14 protein-coding genes are annotated in these 19,628 nt (G+C 64.2%); 10 read left to right on the top strand and 4 right to left on the bottom strand.

What is annotated here, in order from left to right:
- The first annotated feature begins 21 nt into the window (after positions 1-21).
- The 8 genes from secE (at position 22) to rpoC (ending at position 11,914) form a co-directional block, all read left to right on the top strand.
- Positions 22-402 carry a preprotein translocase subunit SecE gene (gene secE / locus K2W61_RS08780; RefSeq protein ID WP_006389585.1) on the top strand — a complete coding sequence of 127 codons (381 nt, stop codon included), beginning with the start codon at positions 22-24 and terminating at the stop codon, positions 400-402.
- 9 nt (positions 403-411) lie between these two features.
- Complete coding sequence (gene nusG, locus K2W61_RS08785; protein ID WP_006389586.1) at positions 412-945, top strand: transcription termination/antitermination protein NusG; 534 nt, start codon at positions 412-414, stop codon at positions 943-945.
- Positions 946-1,006: 61 nt separating this feature from the next.
- Positions 1,007-1,438, top strand: coding sequence for a 50S ribosomal protein L11 (gene rplK, locus K2W61_RS08790; protein WP_006389587.1), 432 nt, complete (start codon positions 1,007-1,009; stop codon positions 1,436-1,438).
- Positions 1,439-1,440: 2 nt separating this feature from the next.
- Complete coding sequence (rplA, locus tag K2W61_RS08795) at positions 1,441-2,139, top strand: 50S ribosomal protein L1 (protein WP_236755451.1); 699 nt, start codon at positions 1,441-1,443, stop codon at positions 2,137-2,139.
- Positions 2,140-2,408: 269 nt separating this feature from the next.
- Positions 2,409-2,933, top strand: coding sequence for a 50S ribosomal protein L10 (gene rplJ, locus K2W61_RS08800; RefSeq protein WP_175133223.1), 525 nt, complete (start codon positions 2,409-2,411; stop codon positions 2,931-2,933).
- 80 nt (positions 2,934-3,013) lie between these two features.
- On the top strand, positions 3,014-3,394 hold the full coding sequence (gene rplL / locus K2W61_RS08805) for a 50S ribosomal protein L7/L12 (RefSeq protein WP_006389590.1): 381 nt from the start codon (positions 3,014-3,016) through the stop codon (positions 3,392-3,394).
- Between the two features lie 163 nt (positions 3,395-3,557).
- The gene (rpoB, locus tag K2W61_RS08810) at positions 3,558-7,670 is read left to right on the top strand and encodes a DNA-directed RNA polymerase subunit beta (protein ID WP_175133222.1); all 4,113 of its coding nucleotides are present in this window, start codon (positions 3,558-3,560) and stop codon (positions 7,668-7,670) included.
- A complete protein-coding gene (rpoC, locus tag K2W61_RS08815; protein WP_175141053.1) occupies positions 7,670-11,914 on the top strand; it encodes a DNA-directed RNA polymerase subunit beta' in 4,245 nt (1,414 codons plus the stop codon). Before rpoB ends, rpoC begins: the two co-directional genes overlap by 1 nt.
- Positions 11,915-12,020: 106 nt before the next feature.
- On the opposite strand, the gene K2W61_RS08820 is transcribed toward rpoC, so the two are convergent.
- Positions 12,021-12,416 carry a TssQ family T6SS-associated lipoprotein gene (locus K2W61_RS08820; protein ID WP_175133220.1) on the bottom strand — a complete coding sequence of 132 codons (396 nt, stop codon included), beginning with the start codon at positions 12,414-12,416 and terminating at the stop codon, positions 12,021-12,023.
- 160 nt (positions 12,417-12,576) lie between these two features.
- Here K2W61_RS08820 and K2W61_RS08825 point away from each other — a divergent pair, with 160 nt between their 5' ends.
- Positions 12,577-13,875, top strand: a complete 1,299-nt coding sequence (locus K2W61_RS08825) for a serine/threonine-protein kinase (protein ID WP_236755453.1) — start codon at positions 12,577-12,579, stop codon at positions 13,873-13,875.
- A 27-nt stretch (positions 13,876-13,902) separates the two neighbouring features.
- Here K2W61_RS08825 and K2W61_RS08830 read toward each other — a convergent pair whose 3' ends face one another.
- Genes K2W61_RS08830 through K2W61_RS08840 form a run of 3 tightly spaced genes read right to left on the bottom strand, consistent with a single transcriptional unit; the run spans position 13,903 to position 18,094 of the window.
- Positions 13,903-16,224: a CHASE2 domain-containing protein gene (locus K2W61_RS08830; RefSeq protein WP_175141051.1), complete on the bottom strand. Its 2,322-nt coding sequence runs from the start codon at positions 16,222-16,224 to the stop codon at positions 13,903-13,905.
- A gap of 10 nt (positions 16,225-16,234) precedes the next feature.
- The gene (locus K2W61_RS08835; protein WP_175133217.1) at positions 16,235-17,344 is read right to left on the bottom strand and encodes a FecR domain-containing protein; all 1,110 of its coding nucleotides are present in this window, start codon (positions 17,342-17,344) and stop codon (positions 16,235-16,237) included.
- A gap of 33 nt (positions 17,345-17,377) precedes the next feature.
- Positions 17,378-18,094, bottom strand: a complete 717-nt coding sequence (locus tag K2W61_RS08840) for a response regulator transcription factor (protein WP_175133216.1) — start codon at positions 18,092-18,094, stop codon at positions 17,378-17,380.
- 267 nt (positions 18,095-18,361) lie between these two features.
- Between K2W61_RS08840 and K2W61_RS08845 the strand changes: the two genes are divergently transcribed.
- Positions 18,362-19,063 (top strand): response regulator transcription factor, encoded by a 702-nt coding sequence (locus tag K2W61_RS08845; protein WP_175133215.1) that lies wholly within the window; start codon positions 18,362-18,364, stop codon positions 19,061-19,063.
- The last annotated feature ends 565 nt before the right edge of the window (positions 19,064-19,628 follow it).

Below are 19,628 nucleotides of genomic sequence, written 5' to 3' on the forward strand. Positions count from 1 at the left end.
CACGGCGGCTCGCGTCGCAATATGTCTAATACCAGCGTAGAAACCGTAACCAGTACCGCCGACCGGGTCAAGCTCGGGCTGGCGGTTCTTGTCGTTATTGCTGGCATCGTCGGGTTTTCCGTGCTCAGCGCGCAACCGATGCCTGCTCGTATCGGCGTCTTTGTCGGCGGTCTCGTGATCGCAGCCGTGATCGCCTGGTTCAGCGAACCCGGCCGTCGCACCCTGAGCTTTGCCAGCGAGTCGTACAACGAAGTCAAGCGTGTCTCCTGGCCCACGCGCAAGGAAACGACCCAGATGACGGGCATCGTTTTCGCGTTCGTGGCGGTCATGGGCATTTTCATGTGGGTGCTCGACAAGGGCATCGAATGGATTCTCTACGGCCTGTTGTTGGGCTGGAAATAAGGACGGCGAATGAGTAAGCGTTGGTATGTCGTCCATGTGTACTCCGGCATGGAAAAAAGCGTACACAAGGCCCTGAACGAGCGCATCGAGCGCGCGGGCCTGCAAACGTCTTTCGGCCGCATTCTTGTGCCCTCCGAGGAAGTCGTCGAGGTCAAGGGTGGCCAGAAGTCGATCACCGAGCGCCGCATTTTCCCCGGTTACGTCCTGGTTGAAATGGACCTGACCGACGAAACGTGGCACCTGGTCAAGAACACCAACCGTGTCACCGGCTTTCTGGGTGGCTCGGGCAATCGTCCGACCCCGATTTCCGAGAAGGAAGTCGAAAAGATCCTCTCCCAGATGGAAGAGGGCGTCGAGAAACCCCGCCCCAAGATCCTGTTCGAAGTGGGCGAGATGGTTCGGGTCAAGGAAGGTCCGTTTGCGGACTTCAACGGCAACGTCGAAGAAGTCAACTACGAAAAGAGCAAGGTTCGCGTGTCTGTCACGATCTTCGGTCGTGCCACTCCCGTCGAACTGGATTTCAGCCAGGTCGAAAAGACCTGATTTCAAACCCCGGGGAGCCCTGGCCTCGCGCTAGGGCGATATAACCCGCAAGGAGCAAAGCATGGCGAAGAAGATCGTCGGCTTTATCAAGCTGCAAGTGCCGGCTGGTAAGGCTAACCCCTCCCCCCCGATTGGCCCGGCCCTGGGTCAGCGTGGCCTGAACATCATGGAATTCTGCAAGGCGTTCAACGCCAAGACCCAAGGCATGGAGCCTGGTCTGCCGATTCCGGTGGTGATCACCGCCTTCGCCGACAAGAGCTTCACCTTCATCATGAAGACCCCGCCCGCGACGGTCCTCATCAAGAAGGCCGCCGGCGTGCAGAAGGGTTCGTCCAAGCCGCATACCGACAAGGTCGGCACGCTGACCCGTGCGCAAGCTGAAGAAATCGCCAAGGCCAAGGGCCCCGATCTGACCGCCGCTGATCTGGACGCCGCCGTCCGCACGATCGCTGGCAGCGCCCGCAGCATGGGCATCACGGTTGAGGGGATCTAATCATGGCAAAACTGAGCAAGCGCGCCGCCGCCATTGCGCAAAAGATCGACCGCACCAAGCTGTACCCGGTCGCCGAAGCCCTGACCCTGGTCAAGGAAACCGCTGTCGCCAAGTTCAACGAATCGATTGACGTGGCCGTGCAGCTGGGCATCGACCCGAAGAAGTCGGATCAACTGGTCCGCGGTTCGGTCGTGCTGCCCGCCGGCACCGGCAAGACGGTTCGCGTCGCCGTGTTCGCCCAGGGCGACAAGGCTGAGGCCGCCAAGGCCGCCGGCGCCGACATCGTCGGTCTGGACGATCTGGCCGAGCGCATCAAGGCTGGCCAGATGGATTTCGACATCGTCATCGCTTCGCCCGACACGATGCGTGTCGTGGGTGCCCTGGGTCAGGTCCTGGGTCCCCGTGGCCTGATGCCGAACCCGAAGGTCGGCACCGTGACGCCCGACGTCGCCACCGCCGTCAAGAACGCCAAGGCCGGTCAGGTCCAGTACCGTACCGACAAGGCCGGCATCATCCACGTCACGATCGGCCGCGCGTCGTTCGACGTGGAACAGCTGCAAACCAACCTGGCCGCGTTGGTCGACGCCTTGCAAAAGGCCCGTCCCGCCGCTGCCAAGGGCATCTACCTGCGCAAGCTGGCCGTCTCGTCCACGATGGGCGGCGGTGCGCGCGTGGAAATTGCCTCGCTGTCGGCTGCTTAAGCCTACAGCTGTAAACGTACTTTGGGCCGCATCCGGATTCCTCCGGATGCTGCTGTCAAAGACCGCTGGAGCAGGTCGGCGCGAAGGTCCTCCTTCCGCTGGAAGCAGTACCCTGCTGATCCGCTTAATCCCGAAGCTTGCATAGTTCGGATCCAGCGTAGACGGCGTCCCCAGGAAGATTTCTTTACCCGAAGAACTCGACCAGGCGCCGCATTCGGTTGACGCGCAAGGCTCCGGCCCCAGGCGTCTTTTGATGGAGTGTTCAAACCGTGAGTCTCAATCGTCAAGAGAAAGCGGTGGTGATCGAGGAAGTCTCGGCCGAAGTGGCCAAGGCGCAATCGATTGTTATCGCCGAGTACCGTGGTCTGGACGTCGCCTCTGTCACCGTACTGCGCAAAACTGCGCGTGAATCGGGCGTGTATCTGCGTGTTCTGAAGAACTCGCTGGCCCGTCGTGCTGTTGCCGGCACGGCTTTCGAGCCGTTGGCCGAGCAACTGACCGGTCCGCTGATCTATGGCATCAGCACCGACCCGGTCACGGCGGCCAAGGTCCTCGCAGGTTTCGCGAAAAGCAACGACAAGCTGGTCATCAAGGCGGGCGCTCTGCCCAACAGCCTGCTGAACCAAGAAGGTGTGAAGGCCCTGGCCACCATGCCCTCGCGCGAAGAGTTGCTGTCGAAACTGCTGGGCACCATGCAAGCCCCCATCGCGCAATTCGTGCGTACGCTCAACGAAGTTCCGACCAAGTTCGCCCGTGGCCTCGCCGCCGTGCGCGACCAGAAGGCCGCGGCTTAATCGCCGTCCTTCCCGGAATTCGCTGAACGACCGAGCGACACCCAAACCCTGGCATTACCCAATATTTGGAGTTCTTAAAAATGGCACTTAACAAAGCTGAAATCCTTGACGCCATCGCTGGCATGACCGTGCTCGAACTGTCCGAGCTGATCAAGGAAATGGAAGAGAAGTTCGGCGTGTCGGCTGCTGCCGCCGCTGTGGCCGTGGCCGCTCCGGCCGCCGGTGGCGCTGCCGCCGCTGCTGAAGAGCAGACCGAGTTCACCGTTGTCCTGGCTGAAGCCGGCGCCAACAAGGTTTCCGTCATCAAGGCCGTGCGCGAGCTGACCGGCCTGGGCCTGAAGGAAGCCAAGGACCTGGTCGACGGCGCGCCGAAGCCCGTCAAGGAAGGCGTTGCCAAGGCTGACGCCGAAGCCGCCAAGAAGAAGCTGGAAGAAGCTGGCGCCAAGGTCGAAGTCAAGTAAGACCTGCGTCAATTTGCCCGGGGACAGCGCAATTTGCCGTCCCCGGGCTTTTGCGTTTCCAGGAAACCCCTGCTGGGGTCAGGCCCTTTCCAGAGGGGTTTCCTGGAGTCGTATCACCTGGGGCCGTGGTTGACGGCCCATGCAACCTCGAGTCGGAGTGCTCATGCCTTACTCGTACACCGAAAAAAAGCGCATCCGCAAAAGCTTCGCCAAGCGTGAAGACGTTCAAAACGTTCCCTTCCTCCTGGCGACTCAGCTTCAATCCTACCTAACTTTCCTGCAGGCGGATACCGCCCCGTCCGAACGCGTAGCCGACGGTTTGCAGGCGGCGTTTACGTCGATTTTCCCGATCGTTAGTCACAACGGTATGGCGCGCTTGGAGTTCGTGAGCTACGTGCTCGGCGAACCGGTGTTCGATGTCAAGGAATGTCAGCAACGTGGTCTGACCTATGCCTCGCCCCTGCGAGCCAAGGTCCGCCTGGTGCTGCTTGACCGCGAAGTCAGCAAGCCCACCGTCAAGGAAGTGAAGGAACAGGAAGTCTACATGGGCGAGATTCCGCTCATGACGGGCACCGGTTCCTTCGTCATCAACGGCACCGAACGTGTCATCGTGTCGCAGCTGCACCGTTCGCCCGGCGTGTTCTTCGAACACGACCGCGGCAAGACGCACAGCTCCGGCAAGCTGCTGTTCTCGGCCCGCGTGATTCCCTACCGCGGCTCGTGGCTGGACTTCGAGTTCGACCCCAAGGACGTCCTGTTCTTCCGCGTCGACCGTCGCCGCAAGATGCCCGTCACGATCCTGTGCAAGGCCATCGGCATGACGCCGGAGTCGATCCTGGCCAACTTCTTCGATTTCGACAATTTCGAGTTGAAGAGCGAAGGCGCCATGATGGAATTCGTGCCCGAGCGTTGGAAGGGCGAAATGGCCCGTTTCGACATTGCGGACCGTTCCGGCAAAGTCATCGTCGAGAAAGACAAGCGTATCAACGCCAAGCATCTGCGCGATCTGGCTGCCGGCGGCATCCAGCGCATTTCCGTGCCGGAAGACTTCCTGTACGGCCGCGTGCTGGCCAAGAACATCGTTGATGCCGACACCGGCGAAGTCATCGCCAACGCCAACGACGAGATCACCGAAAGCGTGCTGAGCAATCTGCGCGCGGCCAACGTGCACGACATCCAGACGCTCTACACGAACGATCTGGACCGTGGCCCGTACATCTCGCAGACGCTGCGCACCGATGAGACCGCCGACCAGATGGCCGCGCGCGTTGCCATCTATCGCATGATGCGTCCTGGCGAGCCGCCCACCGAGGAAGCGGTGGAAGCGCTGTTCCAGCGCCTGTTCTACAGCGAAGAAACCTACGATCTGTCGCGCGTCGGCCGCATGAAGGTCAACAGCCGCCTGGGCCGTGGTGAGGATATCACCGGCCCGATGACGCTGACCAACGAAGACATCCTTGAGACCATCAAGGTGCTGGTTGAGCTGCGTAACGGCCGTGGCCAGATCGACGACATCGATCACCTGGGCAACCGCCGCGTGCGTTGCGTCGGCGAACTGGCCGAAAACCAGTTCCGCGCCGGCCTCGTGCGCGTGGAGCGCGCCGTCAAGGAACGTCTGGGCCAGGCCGAGACCGAAAACCTGATGCCGCACGACCTGATCAATTCCAAGCCGATCTCGGCCGCCATCAAGGAATTCTTCGGTTCGAGCCAGCTGTCGCAGTTCATGGACCAGACCAACCCGCTGTCGGAAATCACGCACAAGCGCCGCGTTTCCGCACTGGGCCCGGGCGGTCTGACCCGCGAGCGCGCCGGCTTCGAAGTCCGTGACGTGCATCCGACCCACTACGGCCGCGTCTGCCCGATCGAAACGCCGGAAGGTCCGAACATCGGCCTGATCAACTCCATGGCGCTGTATGCTCGCCTGAACGAGTACGGCTTCCTGGAAACGCCTTACCGCAAGATCGTCGACGGCCGCGTCAGCGACCAGATCGACTACCTGTCGGCCATCGAGGAAAGCCACTACGTGATCGCGCAGGCCAACGCCGCGCTCGATGACGAAGGCAAGTTCGTGGACGACCTGGTGGCTTGCCGTGAAGCCGGCGAAACCATGCTGACCGCCCCGGCCAACGTGCACTACATGGACGTGGCTCCGTCGCAGATCGTGTCGGTCGCCGCCTCGCTGATTCCGTTCCTGGAGCACGACGACGCGAACCGTGCGCTGATGGGCGCCAACATGCAACGTCAGGCCGTGCCTTGCCTGCGTCCGGAAAAGCCGGTCGTGGGTACGGGTATCGAGCGCACCGTGGCCGTTGACTCGGGCACCACCGTGCAGGCGCTGCGTGGCGGCCTGGTCGACCACGTCGACGCCGAGCGCGTGGTGATCCGCGTGAACGACGAAGAAAACGTCGCCGGCGAAGTCGGTGTCGATATCTACAACCTGATCAAGTACACGCGTTCCAACCAGAACACGAACATCAACCAGCGTCCCATCGTCAAGCGCGGCGACCGTGTCGCCAAGGGTGACGTGCTGGCCGACGGCGCATCGACGGACCTGGGTGAACTCGCCCTGGGCCAGAACATGCTGATCGCGTTCATGCCCTGGAACGGCTACAACTTCGAAGACTCGATCCTGATCTCCGAGAAGGTCGTGGCCGATGACCGCTATACCTCGGTGCACATCGAGGAACTGACGGTCGTTGCCCGTGACACCAAGCTCGGTCCGGAAGAAATCACGCGCGACATCAGCAACCTGGCCGAGACGCAACTGAACCGTCTGGACGATTCCGGCATCACCTACATCGGCGCCGAAGTCAGCGCCGACGACGTGCTGGTCGGCAAGGTCACGCCCAAGGGCGAAACTCAGCTGACGCCGGAAGAAAAGCTGCTGCGCGCCATCTTCGGTGAAAAGGCTTCCGACGTTAAGGACACCTCGCTGCGCGTGCCCTCGGGCATGACCGGCACGGTGATCGACGTGCAGGTGTTCACCCGCGAAGGCATCGTGCGCGACAAGCGTGCCCAGTCCATCATCGACGATGAACTGCGCCGCTATCGCCAGGACCTGAACGACCAGTTGCGCATCGTTGAAAACGACCAGTTCGACCGTATCGAGAAGATGCTGGTCGGCAAGACCGTCAACGGCGGCCCGCGCAAGCTGGCCAAGGGCGCGACGATCACCAAGGCCTACCTGGCCGACCTGGATCGCTGGCAGTGGTTCGACATCCGTCTGGCCGACGAGCCCCACGCCGTGGTGCTGGAGCAGGCCAAGGAATCGCTCGAGCAGAAGCGCCACCAGTTCGACCTGGCCTTCGAAGAGAAGCGCAAGAAGCTGACGCAGGGCGACGAGCTGCCCCCGGGCGTGCTGAAGATGATCAAGGTCTACCTGGCCGTGAAGCGTCGTCTGCAGCCTGGCGACAAGATGGCAGGCCGTCACGGCAACAAGGGCGTGGTCTCGCGCATCACCCCGGTCGAAGACATGCCGCACATGGCTGACGGCACGCCGGCCGACATCGTTCTGAACCCGCTGGGCGTGCCCTCGCGGATGAACGTGGGTCAGGTGCTGGAAGTGCACTTGGGCTGGGCCGCCAAGGGCGTGGGTCATCGCATCGCCGATATGCTGCGCGACGAGCGCACCGCGCAGGTCAAGAACGTCCGCGCTTACCTGGACAAGGTCTACAACACGACCGGCACCGGCGCGCGCATCGACGAGCTGACCGACGAAGAAGTCATGGAAATGGCCCAGAACCTCAAGAACGGCGTGCCGTTCGCGACGCCCGTCTTCGACGGCGCGACCGAAGAGGAAATTACCAAGATGCTGGAACTGGCCTATCCGGACGACGTCGCCAAGCGCATGGCGCTGACGCCCTCGCGCACGCAGGCGTGGCTGTACGACGGCCGCACCGGCGAGAAGTTCGAGCGTCCGGTCACCGTCGGCTACATGCACTACCTGAAGCTGCACCACTTGGTCGACGACAAGATGCACGCGCGTTCGACCGGCCCGTACTCGCTCGTGACCCAGCAGCCGCTGGGCGGCAAGGCGCAGTTCGGTGGCCAGCGTTTCGGGGAAATGGAAGTGTGGGCGCTGGAAGCCTACGGCGCCGCCTACACCCTGCAGGAAATGCTGACGGTGAAGTCCGACGACATCACCGGTCGCACCAAGGTATACGAAAACATCGTCAAGGGCGATCACGTCATCGATGCCGGCATGCCGGAATCGTTCAACGTGCTGGTCAAGGAAATCCGCTCGTTGGCCCTGGACATGGATTTGGAGCGTAACTAATGAAAGCGCTACTCGACCTCTTTAAGCAAGTCTCGCAAGACGAGCAATTCGATGCCATCAAGATCGGCATCGCCTCGCCCGAGAAGATCCGTTCGTGGTCCTACGGCGAAGTTCGCAAGCCCGAGACCATCAACTACCGCACGTTCAAGCCTGAGCGCGACGGCCTGTTCTGCTCCAAGATCTTCGGCCCGATCAAGGACTACGAGTGCCTGTGCGGCAAGTACAAGCGCTTGAAGCACCGTGGCGTGATCTGCGAGAAGTGCGGCGTTGAAGTCACCGTTGCCAAGGTTCGCCGTGAACGCATGGGCCACATCGAGCTGGCCAGCCCCGTCGCGCACATCTGGTTCCTGAAGAGCCTGCCGTCGCGTCTGGGCATGGTGCTCGACATGACCCTGCGCGACATCGAACGCGTGCTGTACTTCGAAGCCTGGTGCGTGATCGAGCCCGGCATGACGCCGCTCAAGCGCGGCCAGATCATGTCGGACGACGATTTCCTGGCCAAGACCGAGGAATACGGCGATGACTTCCGTGCCCTGATGGGCGCCGAAGCCGTGCGTGAACTGCTGCGCACCATCGACATCGACCGTGAAGTGGAAACGCTGCGCGGCGAACTGAAGGCCACCAGCTCGGAAGCCAAGATCAAGAAGATCTCCAAGCGCCTGAAGGTGCTGGAAGGCTTCCAGAAGTCCGGCATCAAGGCCGAGTGGATGGTCATGGAAGTGCTGCCCGTGCTGCCGCCGGACCTGCGTCCGCTGGTGCCGCTGGACGGCGGCCGCTTCGCGACCTCCGACCTGAACGACCTGTACCGCCGCGTCATCAACCGCAACAACCGTCTGAAGCGCCTGCTGGAGCTGAAGGCTCCTGAAATCATCCTGCGCAACGAAAAGCGCATGCTGCAGGAAGCCGTCGACTCGCTGCTGGACAACGGTCGCCGCGGCAAGGCCATGACCGGCGCCAACAAGCGTCAGCTCAAGTCCCTGGCCGACATGATCAAGGGCAAGAGCGGTCGTTTCCGTCAGAACCTGTTGGGCAAGCGCGTCGACTACTCGGGCCGTTCGGTCATCGTGGTGGGTCCGCAGCTCAAGCTGCACCAGTGCGGCCTGCCCAAGCTGATGGCCCTGGAACTGTTCAAGCCGTTCATCTTCAATCGCCTGGAGATGATGGGCCTGGCCACGACCATCAAGGCCGCCAAGAAATTGGTGGAAAGCCAGGAACCGGTGGTCTGGGACATCCTGGAAGAAGTCATCCGCGAACACCCGGTGATGCTGAACCGCGCGCCGACGCTGCACCGTCTGGGCATCCAGGCGTTCGAGCCGGTGTTGATCGAAGGCAAGGCCATCCAGCTGCACCCGCTGGTCTGCGCGGCGTTCAACGCCGACTTCGACGGTGACCAGATGGCCGTCCACGTGCCGCTGTCGCTGGAAGCCCAGCTGGAAGCGCGCACGCTGATGCTGGCTTCGAACAACGTGCTGTTCCCGGCCAACGGCGAACCGTCGATCGTGCCGTCCCAGGACATCGTGCTGGGTCTGTACTACACGACGCGCGAGCGCATCAACGGCAAGGGCGAAGGCATCTTCTTCACCGACGTGGCCGAAGTGCAACGTGCCTACGACAATGGTGAAGTCGAGCTGCAAAGCCGCATCACCGTGCGTCTGAAGGAACACGAGCGTGACGAGAATGGCGAATGGCAGCCGGTGATCCGCCGCCATGAGACCACCGTCGGCCGCGCGCTGCTGTCCGAGATCCTGCCCAAGGGCCTGCCCTTCACCGTCCTGAACAAGGCGCTGAAGAAGAAGGAAATCTCGCGCCTGATCAACCAGTCGTTCCGCCGTTGCGGCCTGCGCGACACGGTGATCTTCGCCGACAAGCTGATGCAGTCGGGCTTCCGTCTGGCCACCCGTGGCGGTATCTCGATCGCCATGGGCGACATGCTGATCCCGTCGGCCAAGGAAGGCATCCTGGCCGAAGCCAGCCGCGAAGTGAAGGAAATCGACAAGCAGTACTCGTCGGGTCTGGTCACGTCCCAGGAACGCTACAACAACGTGGTGGACATCTGGGGCAAGGCCGGCGACAAGGTCGGCAAGGCGATGATGGAACAACTGGCCACCGAACCCGTGATCAACCGTCACGGCGAGGAAGTGCGCCAGGAGTCGTTCAACTCCATCTACATGATGGCCGACTCGGGCGCGCGCGGTTCGGCCGCCCAGATCCGCCAGCTGGCCGGTATGCGCGGCCTGATGGCCAAGCCGGATGGCTCGATCATCGAAACGCCCATCACCGCGAACTTCCGTGAAGGCCTGAACGTGCTTCAGTACTTCATCTCGACGCACGGTGCGCGTAAGGGTCTGGCCGACACGGCGCTGAAGACCGCGAACTCGGGTTACCTGACCCGTCGTCTGGTCGACGTGACGCAAGACCTGGTGATCACCGAGGACGATTGCGGCACCTCGCAGGGCTACAACATGAAGGCCCTGGTGGAAGGCGGTGAAGTCATCGAGCCGCTGCGCGACCGTATCCTCGGCCGCGTTGCCGCCGTGGACATCGTCAACCCGGACACGCAGGAAACCGCCATCACGGCCGGTACCTTGCTGGACGAGGACATGGTCGACACCATCGACCGCATCGGCGTGGACGAAGTCAAGGTCCGCACCCCGCTGACCTGCGAAACGCGCCATGGCCTGTGCGCGCGCTGCTACGGCCGTGATCTCGGCCGCGGCTCGTCGGTCAACCAGGGCGAGGCGGTTGGCGTCATCGCCGCCCAGTCCATCGGTGAACCCGGCACGCAGCTCACGATGCGTACGTTCCACATCGGTGGCGCGGCGTCGCGCTCGGCCTTGGCCAGCGCGGTGGAAACCAAGTCCAGCGGCGTGGTCGGCTTTGCCAGCACCATGCGCTACGTCACCAACGCCAAGGGCGAGCGCGTTGCCATCTCGCGCTCGGGCGAACTGGCGATCTTCGATGACAACGGCCGCGAGCGCGAACGCCACAAGATCCCGTACGGCGCGACCGTGCTGGTGGGCGATGGCGAGGCCGTGAAGGCCGGCGCGCGCCTGGCGACGTGGGATCCGCTGACCCGTCCGATCGTGTCGGAATACGGTGGCGCCGTCCGCTTCGAGAACATCGAGGAAGGCGTGACCGTGGCCAAGCAGGTGGACGAAGTCACCGGCCTGTCGACGCTGGTCGTCATCACGCCCAAGACCCGTGGCGGCAAGATCGTCATGCGTCCGCAGATCAAGCTGGTCAACGAGAACGGCGAAGACGTCAAGATCGCCGGCACCGATCACTCGGTGAACATCTCGTTCCCGGTCGGCGCGCTGATCACCGTGCGTGACGGCCAGCAGGTTGCCGTGGGTGAGGTGCTGGCGCGTATTCCGCAGGAATCGCAAAAGACCCGCGACATTACCGGCGGTCTGCCGCGCGTGGCCGAGCTGTTCGAAGCCCGCTCGCCCAAGGATGCCGGCATGCTCGCCGACGTTACCGGTACGGTCTCGTTCGGCAAGGACACCAAGGGCAAGCAGCGCCTGGTCATCACCGACCTGGAAGGCGTCAGCCACGAGTTCCTGATTCCGAAGGAAAAGCAGGTGCTGGTGCACGACGGCCAGGTGGTGAACAAGGGCGAAATGATCGTGGACGGCCCGGCCGATCCCCACGACATCCTGCGCCTGCAGGGCATCGAGAAGCTGGCGACCTACATCGTCGACGAAGTGCAGGACGTTTACCGTCTGCAGGGCGTGAAGATCAACGACAAGCACATCGAAGTGATTGTTCGCCAGATGCTGCGTCGTGTGAACATCGTCGATGCGGGCGATACCGAGTTCATCCCGGGCGAGCAGGTCGAGCGCTCCGAGCTGTTGAACGAGAACGACCGTGTCAACGCCGAGAACAAGCGTCCGGCCACCTACGAAAACGTGCTGCTGGGTATCACCAAGGCCTCGCTGTCGACCGACTCGTTCATCTCGGCCGCCTCGTTCCAGGAGACCACGCGTGTCCTGACCGAAGCCGCCATCATGGGCAAGCGCGACGACCTGCGTGGCCTGAAGGAAAACGTCATCGTCGGCCGCCTGATCCCGGCCGGTACCGGCCTGGCGTATCACCATGCCCGCAAGGACAAGGAAGCCCTGGAGGCCGCGGAACGCGAAGCCGCCCGCCAGCTGGCCAACCCGTTCGAGGACGCGCCGGTCACGGTGGGTTCGGACGCCGATGCCCCGTCGACTGACCTGGGTAGCGAGGACGCCGCCGAGTAACGGCGCGCGTCGGTATATCCCCCGCGCGGTCCGGGCGGGGGAGGCCAGAAGCAAAAAGGCCGCTGATGCGAATCAGCGGCCTTTTTTTGCGCGTGGCAGGGCCCGGTTATCTGGCCGCCTGGGCCTTGGCGTGCTGGAACACGGGGCCCCAGATCGGATGGCCAGCTTCGTTGGGTGCCAGTTCGAAGGAGGGATCGATCTGCAGGATGCGGCGGAAGCTGTCTTCGCACAGTTGTGCATAGCGGCTGACGCAGTAGCTGAACGCCTGCAGCTTGTACGCCTCGATGCGAACGGCCTTGCTGGAGGCCGCCAGTTCATCGGAGCGCGCTACCCGTCGGATGACTTCGCCATAATGGCCGGCCATGTATTGGTCACGCACCTGTTGCAACTGTTCCAGTGCCTCGGGCGTGGGGGCGCGGTCGGGGGCGGTAGCGCTCAGGCCGGAACAACCGGCCAGCCCGAACGATAATCCGAGCGCACCATAGAGAAGGCGAATTTTCATAGGCTTCCAGCGAATTCGGAGAAACTTGACGATACGCTATCGTGCCACAGCCTGATGCGCTCGGACATTTTCGGCAATGTCCTTACGTAACGGATTGGCTAATATTCCGCCTACCAGCCGTCAACCCGATTTCTTGCGCCCGTCGCGCAGCCTTTTGATTATGTCTTCATCCGTCGGCCTGCATACGCCGCGCAGCCCCTTTTCAGGCGCTGCGCCGCTCGCTTTGCGCCCATTGAGCGCCATCGCCGCCAGTTCGGCGGGGGGCGTGCCGGAGGCGCGCATCAAGCGTTTGCTGGCGGACCTGCTGCCGTCGCTGATGGGGCTGCATGCCCAGGGCGAGATCTGCGGCGACATTTCCCTGGATACGGTGGGCATGGATGAGGGCGCGCACGCGCACCTGCTGCCGGAACTGGCGGTGCCGCGCTCGCGCCGGGCAGGAGTGACGCCGGCTCCGGGGTTCGCGCCTTTCGAACTGTATACCGATTCCGCACAATGGCCTCGCGGTCCCTGGACCGACGTTTACGCGCTCTGTGCGGTCATGCATGCCCTGGTCATCGGCCTGCGTCCGCCCCCGGCGCCGGAGCGCCGCGCGACCGACAGTTATGAGCCGTTGATGGCGCTGGGCCTGACGAAGTACAGCCCGGCATTCCTGGAGGCTATCGATCGCGGCCTGGCGATGCAGCCTGCCGACCGGCCACAGACCTTGGGCGAACTGGCGGCCATGCTGGATATCTCCGCGGATGCCGAAATCGTGCCCGTCGTTCCGGAGGCATCCCGGGCCGCGGCGACAACCGTTCCCGCCGCGCCGGCGGCGGCCGCCGGCAAGCCGCGTGGCGCCGGCCGGCCATTGCTCATGCTGCTGTTGCTGGTGGCGTTGATGGGTGCTGGCGTCTATGCCTGGATGCGTGCCGGCGGTGGCGGCACCAACGCCGTGATCACCCGTTCCGAAGTCGTGCAGCCGAATCCCCCAGTCACCTCGCCCGCGCCGGTGGCGGCCCGCCCTGCGGCAACGGCCATGGCGCCGTCAGGACCGCCGCTGTCCGCAGCATCGCGGCAGGCTGAGCCCGAGGCGGGAGCGGCAGGCATGACGATCGCGCCGCAGGCGCCAGCCGCCGCCCCGGCCGATGCCGGTACCGCGAGCCCGATTCCGCCCGCGCCGGCTACCTCGGCCGAGGCCGGCGTGCCAGCGGTCGAGGAACCGGCCGCGCCATCGGAGCCGGTTCAGGATGAAACGCCGAAACCCAAGCCGGCGCCGGTTCTGGTGCGCCTGGATATCCGGCCCTGGGGCGAGGTATGGGTCAACGGTGTTGCGCGCGGCGTCAGTCCGCCGGTCAAGGAATTGCGCCTGGTTCCCGGCAAATACCAGGTGGTGCTGCGCAACGCCGACCTGCCTCCCTATCGGACCACACTGGAAGTCAGGGCCGGCAGACCCGCCGTCATTTCGCACGTTTTCCAATAAGGCGCGGATCCGCCTTCCCTGCCGGCCCTAGGCCGAGGCTTCCTCGGGGGCGACAGGCAGGCGGAGCGTGAATACCGAGCCCACGCCGGCCTCGCTTGTCACCTCGACGTCGCCGCCATGGCGCAGCGCCACGGTGCGCACAAAGGCCAGCCCCAGCCCCGCGCCGCCCACATCCCCCCGTGTGGCGACGCCTACCCGCGAGAATGGCTCGAAAAGGCGCGCCAGATCCTCTGGCGCGATACCCTGTCCCTGGTCGCGGATGTGGACGCGCCAATAGCCCTGCGCCGCGTCGATGTGGCACGCAATGCGGGTGCGCGGCGGGCTGTACTTGATCGCGTTGTCGATCAGGTTGCTCAAGGCGCGCATCAGCAGCGTCTGGTCGCCGCGTACATAGGCCACCGGCAGCGGCGGGATCACTTCCAGCGTGATGCCGCGCTTGTGCGCGGCAGCCCAGAATTCATCGACGCCGTCCTGCAGCAGGCTGCCCAGATCCAGGTCGACAGCGCTGATGGCCATCGATTCGGCGCGCGTCAGGTGCACGAAATCGTCGACCAGGTGCAAGGTACGGTTGGCCAGGGCGGCGATGCGCGCCAGGGTATCGTCTTTGCCATCCGGCGCGGCGCCGTCCTGGGTCATTTCGACCAGCGCGAGGATGGAACTCTGCGGCGCCCGCATGTCGTGCGAAATGAAGCGCAGCGTCTCCTCGCGTTGCCGCTCGGCTTGGCGGATGCCGGAAATGTCCGTCAGCGTGGCGACGGTGCCGGCGAAGTTGCCTTCGGCCGTGTGGATCGGCGCGCACTTCAGGATCAAATCACGGCCGGCGTGGTCGCGGACCTCCAGGTCGGCACTCCACGGTGACTGTTCCGCCACCGGCCCCTGGCCGCTCAACACCTGGGCCACGCGCTGCCGTGTCGGTTCGTCGCCGATGGTCTTTTCCAGCAGATGGATCGCCGGATGCCCGACGCGCGGCGGCCGCATGCCCAAGCGCTGGAAATACATCACCGCGGCCTGGTTGCGGAATTGCATGCGGCCATCCTGGTCGAATACCAGCGTTGCGTCGGGCATGCCGTCCAACCCGTCGGCCAGGAAGCGCCGCAGATTGCGCACGCGCGCCAGCGCCCGCCGCAATTCGCCGACGCGACTCTCGAGCGAGGCGCTGGGCCCGCCGGACTGTGCCCTGGCTTCATTCAGCACGGGCGGATACTCGCGTTGCAACCGCCGCAGTTCGTTGTCCATATAGCGCAGCGCGGCTTCCTGGCTGCGCCAGCTCCATAGCGGATAGCACAGGGCCACGCCCAGCAGCGCCGCGGTTGGCGCGAACCACAGATAGCTGTGGCCCAGCAGCAGCAGGCTGCAGAGCAACACCAGCGCCAGCAGGGCAATGTTCACCAGCAGTGCCAGGTTGGGAGACAGGCGCCAGAGCGCCAGGCAGGCCAACAGCACCGGCAGCGCCGAGAACAGGGCGTTGAGCCAGGGGGCGGGCGGCTGGAAGGCGATGTCGTCATTGGCCGCCTGCAGCAGATTGGCAATGATCTCCACGCCCGGCATGCCGCTGACGTCATGCGATACCGGCGTGGTGTAGGCATCGCCCAGGCCCGTGGCCCAGGCGCCTACCAGGATGTACTTGCCGCGCAGTTGATCGGCCGGCACGTCGCCGCGCAGCACCGACAGATACGACACGGCACGCGTATGCGCCACCGGCCCGGCGTATGGAATCAGTATGCTGCCTTCCGTGCCGGCGTGTCGCAGCAGCCTGTCGGCCAGGGCCTGTTGCCCGCCTACGTCAAGCATGCTCAGCGCGAAGTGTTGCCAGCGTTCGCCGCCGTAGCGGGTCGTCAGTTGCGCCGAGCGCAGCACGCCATCCGCATCCAGGCTGGCGTTGATGAAGCCGCTGCCGGCCGCGGCCTGGGCCAGGGCGGGAATGGGCGTGCTGATCGACGAAGGGTGCCGCAGGCGATCCAGCACCACCGGCAGCACGACGCGGCCATTGCGCCGGATGCTGTCGGCAAGAATGCCATCGTCGCCGGGATGGGTGGTGTCGGGTTCGGCGAAGATCAGGTCCAGGCCGACCGCGCGGGCGCCTTGCAGGCGGTCCAGCAGCGCGGCGTGCACCGCCCGCCGCCATGGCCAGCGGCCGAGCGCGTCGATGCTGGCGTCGTCGATCGCGACGATCAGGATGTCGGGCGAGATGTCACGCCCGGTCAAGCCGACGGCGCGGTCATACAGGATCTGATCGATACGTCCCAGGCCGTTGAACCCGCCGAGCAAGGCGGCCAACAGCGCCAGCGCCACCGTCAACCACAGGCCTGATCGCGAGGTCCGGTCGATGGGATCGACGGCGTCCGCCATGAGCACCCGTCTAGTATTCGGTCAGCGTCACGAATCCGCCGCTGCCGGTGGCGACACCCAGGCCGCTGCTGGTCATCAGCTGGTTCACGCCGGTGAAAGTGGCCGTGGCGTCCTGGCCGCCCAGGCCGAGCTCATCGATGGCCCGCACCGACACGTAAAAGGTCCCAGGGCCGGGGGCGCTGAAGCGGATGTCCGGGGTGGCAAATCGGGTGGAGGACACCAGCTGGGTGCCATCGGCATCGCGCGCCACGCGCACCAGGTAGCCCTGCGCGCCGGGCACGGGCGCGAAGGCGCTGGTCCAGACGCCGCCACCCGCACGCACCGGTTCGCCCAGTCGCGGCGCCGCGAGCAGTCGGCGCACGCCCGCGACCTGGCCGTCGGCACCGATGGCCGCGCCATAGCCCTTGGCCACGGCCACCGGCTGCGCCGGCGCCGCGCCGGGCGCGTGCGGTTGCAACCTCACGCTGCCTTCCAGGACTTCGCTGCGTACCCCCTGGCTGCCACTCTGCACGCGAAACCGCGTGCCGCGCACGCCCGTCACGGCCACCGGCGTACGCACCTCGAAACGGCCGACTCCCTGCCCGCTAGGCGCGACGCTGGATTCGACACTGCCGCGTTCGACGTGGATGACCGAGTCGGTCAGGTCGGTGCCTTCGAATTGGCGCAGGCGGGTCAGTTCCACGGCGCCGTCGGCCGGCAGCGTGAGCTTGGAGCCGTCGGCCAGCTCCAGCGTGACGAAGCCATTGGGCGCGGTGACGACTTTGCTGCCTTCGGACACGTTGGCCCCCGCCTTGAGCGCCTGTCCGTCCAGCTTCGCCTGGCCGCTGACGTGCACCACGCGTGCCTCGGCGGCACGCTCTGGAATCATCGACAGGGGGATGCGCAGTTCCAGTCCGATCGGCAGGCGCTCGGGCGTGGTGACGTTATTGAGCGCCTGCAGCGGGTTCCAGTTGGCCGGATTGCGCGTATAGGCGGAGGCAATATTGATCAGCGTATCGCCCTGGCGCACGCGGTAGATGAAATCCTCGCCCAGCGCGCCAGCGGGTTGACCATGCGAGGAAGTTGCGAGCAGCAGGCCGGAAAACAAGGCAAGCAGGGAAAGCGCGCGGCAGCGGCTCATGACGTTCAGATCTCCAGTTAGTGCCGCTTGGCGCTAGGGCGCCGCAGGCGTGCTGTCTTCGGACGCGCCGATCAATTCCAGCCGGTAGCCGAGCGCGTAGGAAGAACTCAGCCGCACGCCATGCTCCGGCCGCAGCTGCAGCTTCTGGCGGATGTTCGACAGGTGCGTGTCGAGCGTGCGGGAAGTGGCGGGAATCTCGCGGTTCCAGACGCATTCGGCCAGCACGTCGCGCGACATGAGCCGGCCCAGGTTGCGGAAGAACAGCAGCGCGAGTTCGAACTCCTTGGGCGCCAGCGCGATCGCCGCGCCATCGAGCGCGATCGAGCGCGCGGCCGGATCGACGCGATAGTTGGCCACGTCGAAGGCCTGGTCGGCAGGCTCGGCGATCTGGCTGCGGCGCAGCAATGCCGCGACACGCGCCAGCAATTCCAGCGGCCGCAGGGGCTTGACGATGTAGTCGTCGGCACCGGCGCGCAGGCCCTCGACCAGGTCGTCCTCGCTGGAACGATTGGTGAGAAAAATGACCGGAATGCGCGGGCCGATATTGGCGCGCAACCAGCGCACCACATCGTCGCCATCGATATCGGGTAAGTGCCAGTCCAGTAGCACCAGGTCAAACGCTTCATTGCGCAAAGCGGCGAGCAGGTCGCGGCTTTGCTGATAGCTGGTGCAGGCGTATCCGGCGGCAGTCAGGACTTGCTGGATGCGTTTCGCCTGGTCCAGGTCGTCTTCCAGCGACGCGATTTTCATCAGACGGGGTCTCTCTCGCGAAGGTTGGCTGCGCAAGCGCGCCCTGTGGCGCCCTACTGCAATAAGGAGAAAGGATTGTGTAATGGAATGATAACTCGCGTCGCGTCACTGTTGGCTACGTTGTGCCAACAACTGTCAAACATTGCAAAGTTGACGAATCTTGACTGGAGTTGTTGCAGAACAACGGGCCAAACTGTCCCCAACCTCCCCATCAGCCGGCGCGGTCAGCCGGCGCGCGGGGGGAGGCAGAAGGGATGGAAGAAACCTATGAATCAATTGCGCGTACTGATGATGTCGCCGGACGAGGCCGCACGCAACGCCGCGGTGTCCGCACTGCTTCAAGCTGGAATTTCGGCCCGTGGCTGTTCGACTTCTCTGGAATTATTCGGCCTGTTGAGCAACAGCACCTACGATGCCGTGGTCCTGAACGTGGGGACGCTGGGTGAAATCGGCTATGCCCTGGTGGCGCGGTTGCATGGCTCCTCGCCGCTGGGAATTGTGGTGACGGGCAACAATCTGTCGCTGGAAACCCGCCTGCGTTGCCTGCAGAGTGGCGCTGACGCCTGCCTGCCGCCGCCGCATGACCCTCGCGAACTGGCCTGCATTCTGTTGGCGCTGGCCCGCCGTCTGCCCATCGGGCAGGACAGTGCTCCGGTCGAAGAGCCTGGGTCGGGCCAATGGGAGTTGCGCGACCAGGGGTGGACCCTCGCGGCGCCTTCCGGCACGACGATCTCCCTGTCGGCCAATGAACGACTGATCGTGCGTTCGCTGCTGGAAGTGGCGGGCAGGGCGGTCGGGCGCAACGAATTGGGTGACGAGTTGCGGGAGGAAGGGGGCGGAGCGCGCTCCAGCGGCACACGCAGTATTGACGTCATCGTCAGCCGCCTGCGGCGCAAGGCCGAACTGGCGGGCGTGATGTTGCCAATCCGCACGGTCTACGGCAGTGGCTACCTGTTCGCCGACCAATAAACCACCCGTGGCGCGTGCCTTGCGCTATCCTGCCGGCAGGGGCTTCGGCCTCTTTGGTTGGGGCGAGGAGCACGCTTGCCGACCAGGGAATATCCCGCAGCGGTCGTCATCTTCCCGCCTCGGCAATTTGGCCCCATTTTTGCCGACTTGCCCTTGAGCTGCGCCTAACGCGTCGTCTTTTGCCGGCAACACGCCTGGGCGCGGCGCTTACAAAAGTTTTTGACAGTGCGCCTGGTTCTAAGCTATGCTAAAGGGCTTACTGCTTTATTTGCGCGCAAAGTTTGATGCCAGGAATGGCAATCAACAAGTGAAGCGCCAGGAAGACGGGTCCGGTCAATCACCCAGGCAACCTTTGCCTGGCGACCCAAGGCCAAAGGGGTGCGTCACGAGCCCCTGTCAACCGACGCTGCCATCTCCGAAGCATCCGGTTTGTGCGTTTTCATGGTTTGTTGGCAAGCCCGCTCTTTTACGTATTTGAACGTTTGAGGCGGTCTTGCGCGAGCCGCCTTCTCCGAGAGTCACCACTCGCGGAGACGAGTACGTAAGTACTTACCCAGTGGTACGT

The sequence above is a fragment of the Achromobacter pulmonis genome, assembly GCF_021733725.1.
Taxonomy (GTDB): Bacteria; Pseudomonadota; Gammaproteobacteria; order Burkholderiales; family Burkholderiaceae_B; genus Achromobacter; species Achromobacter pulmonis.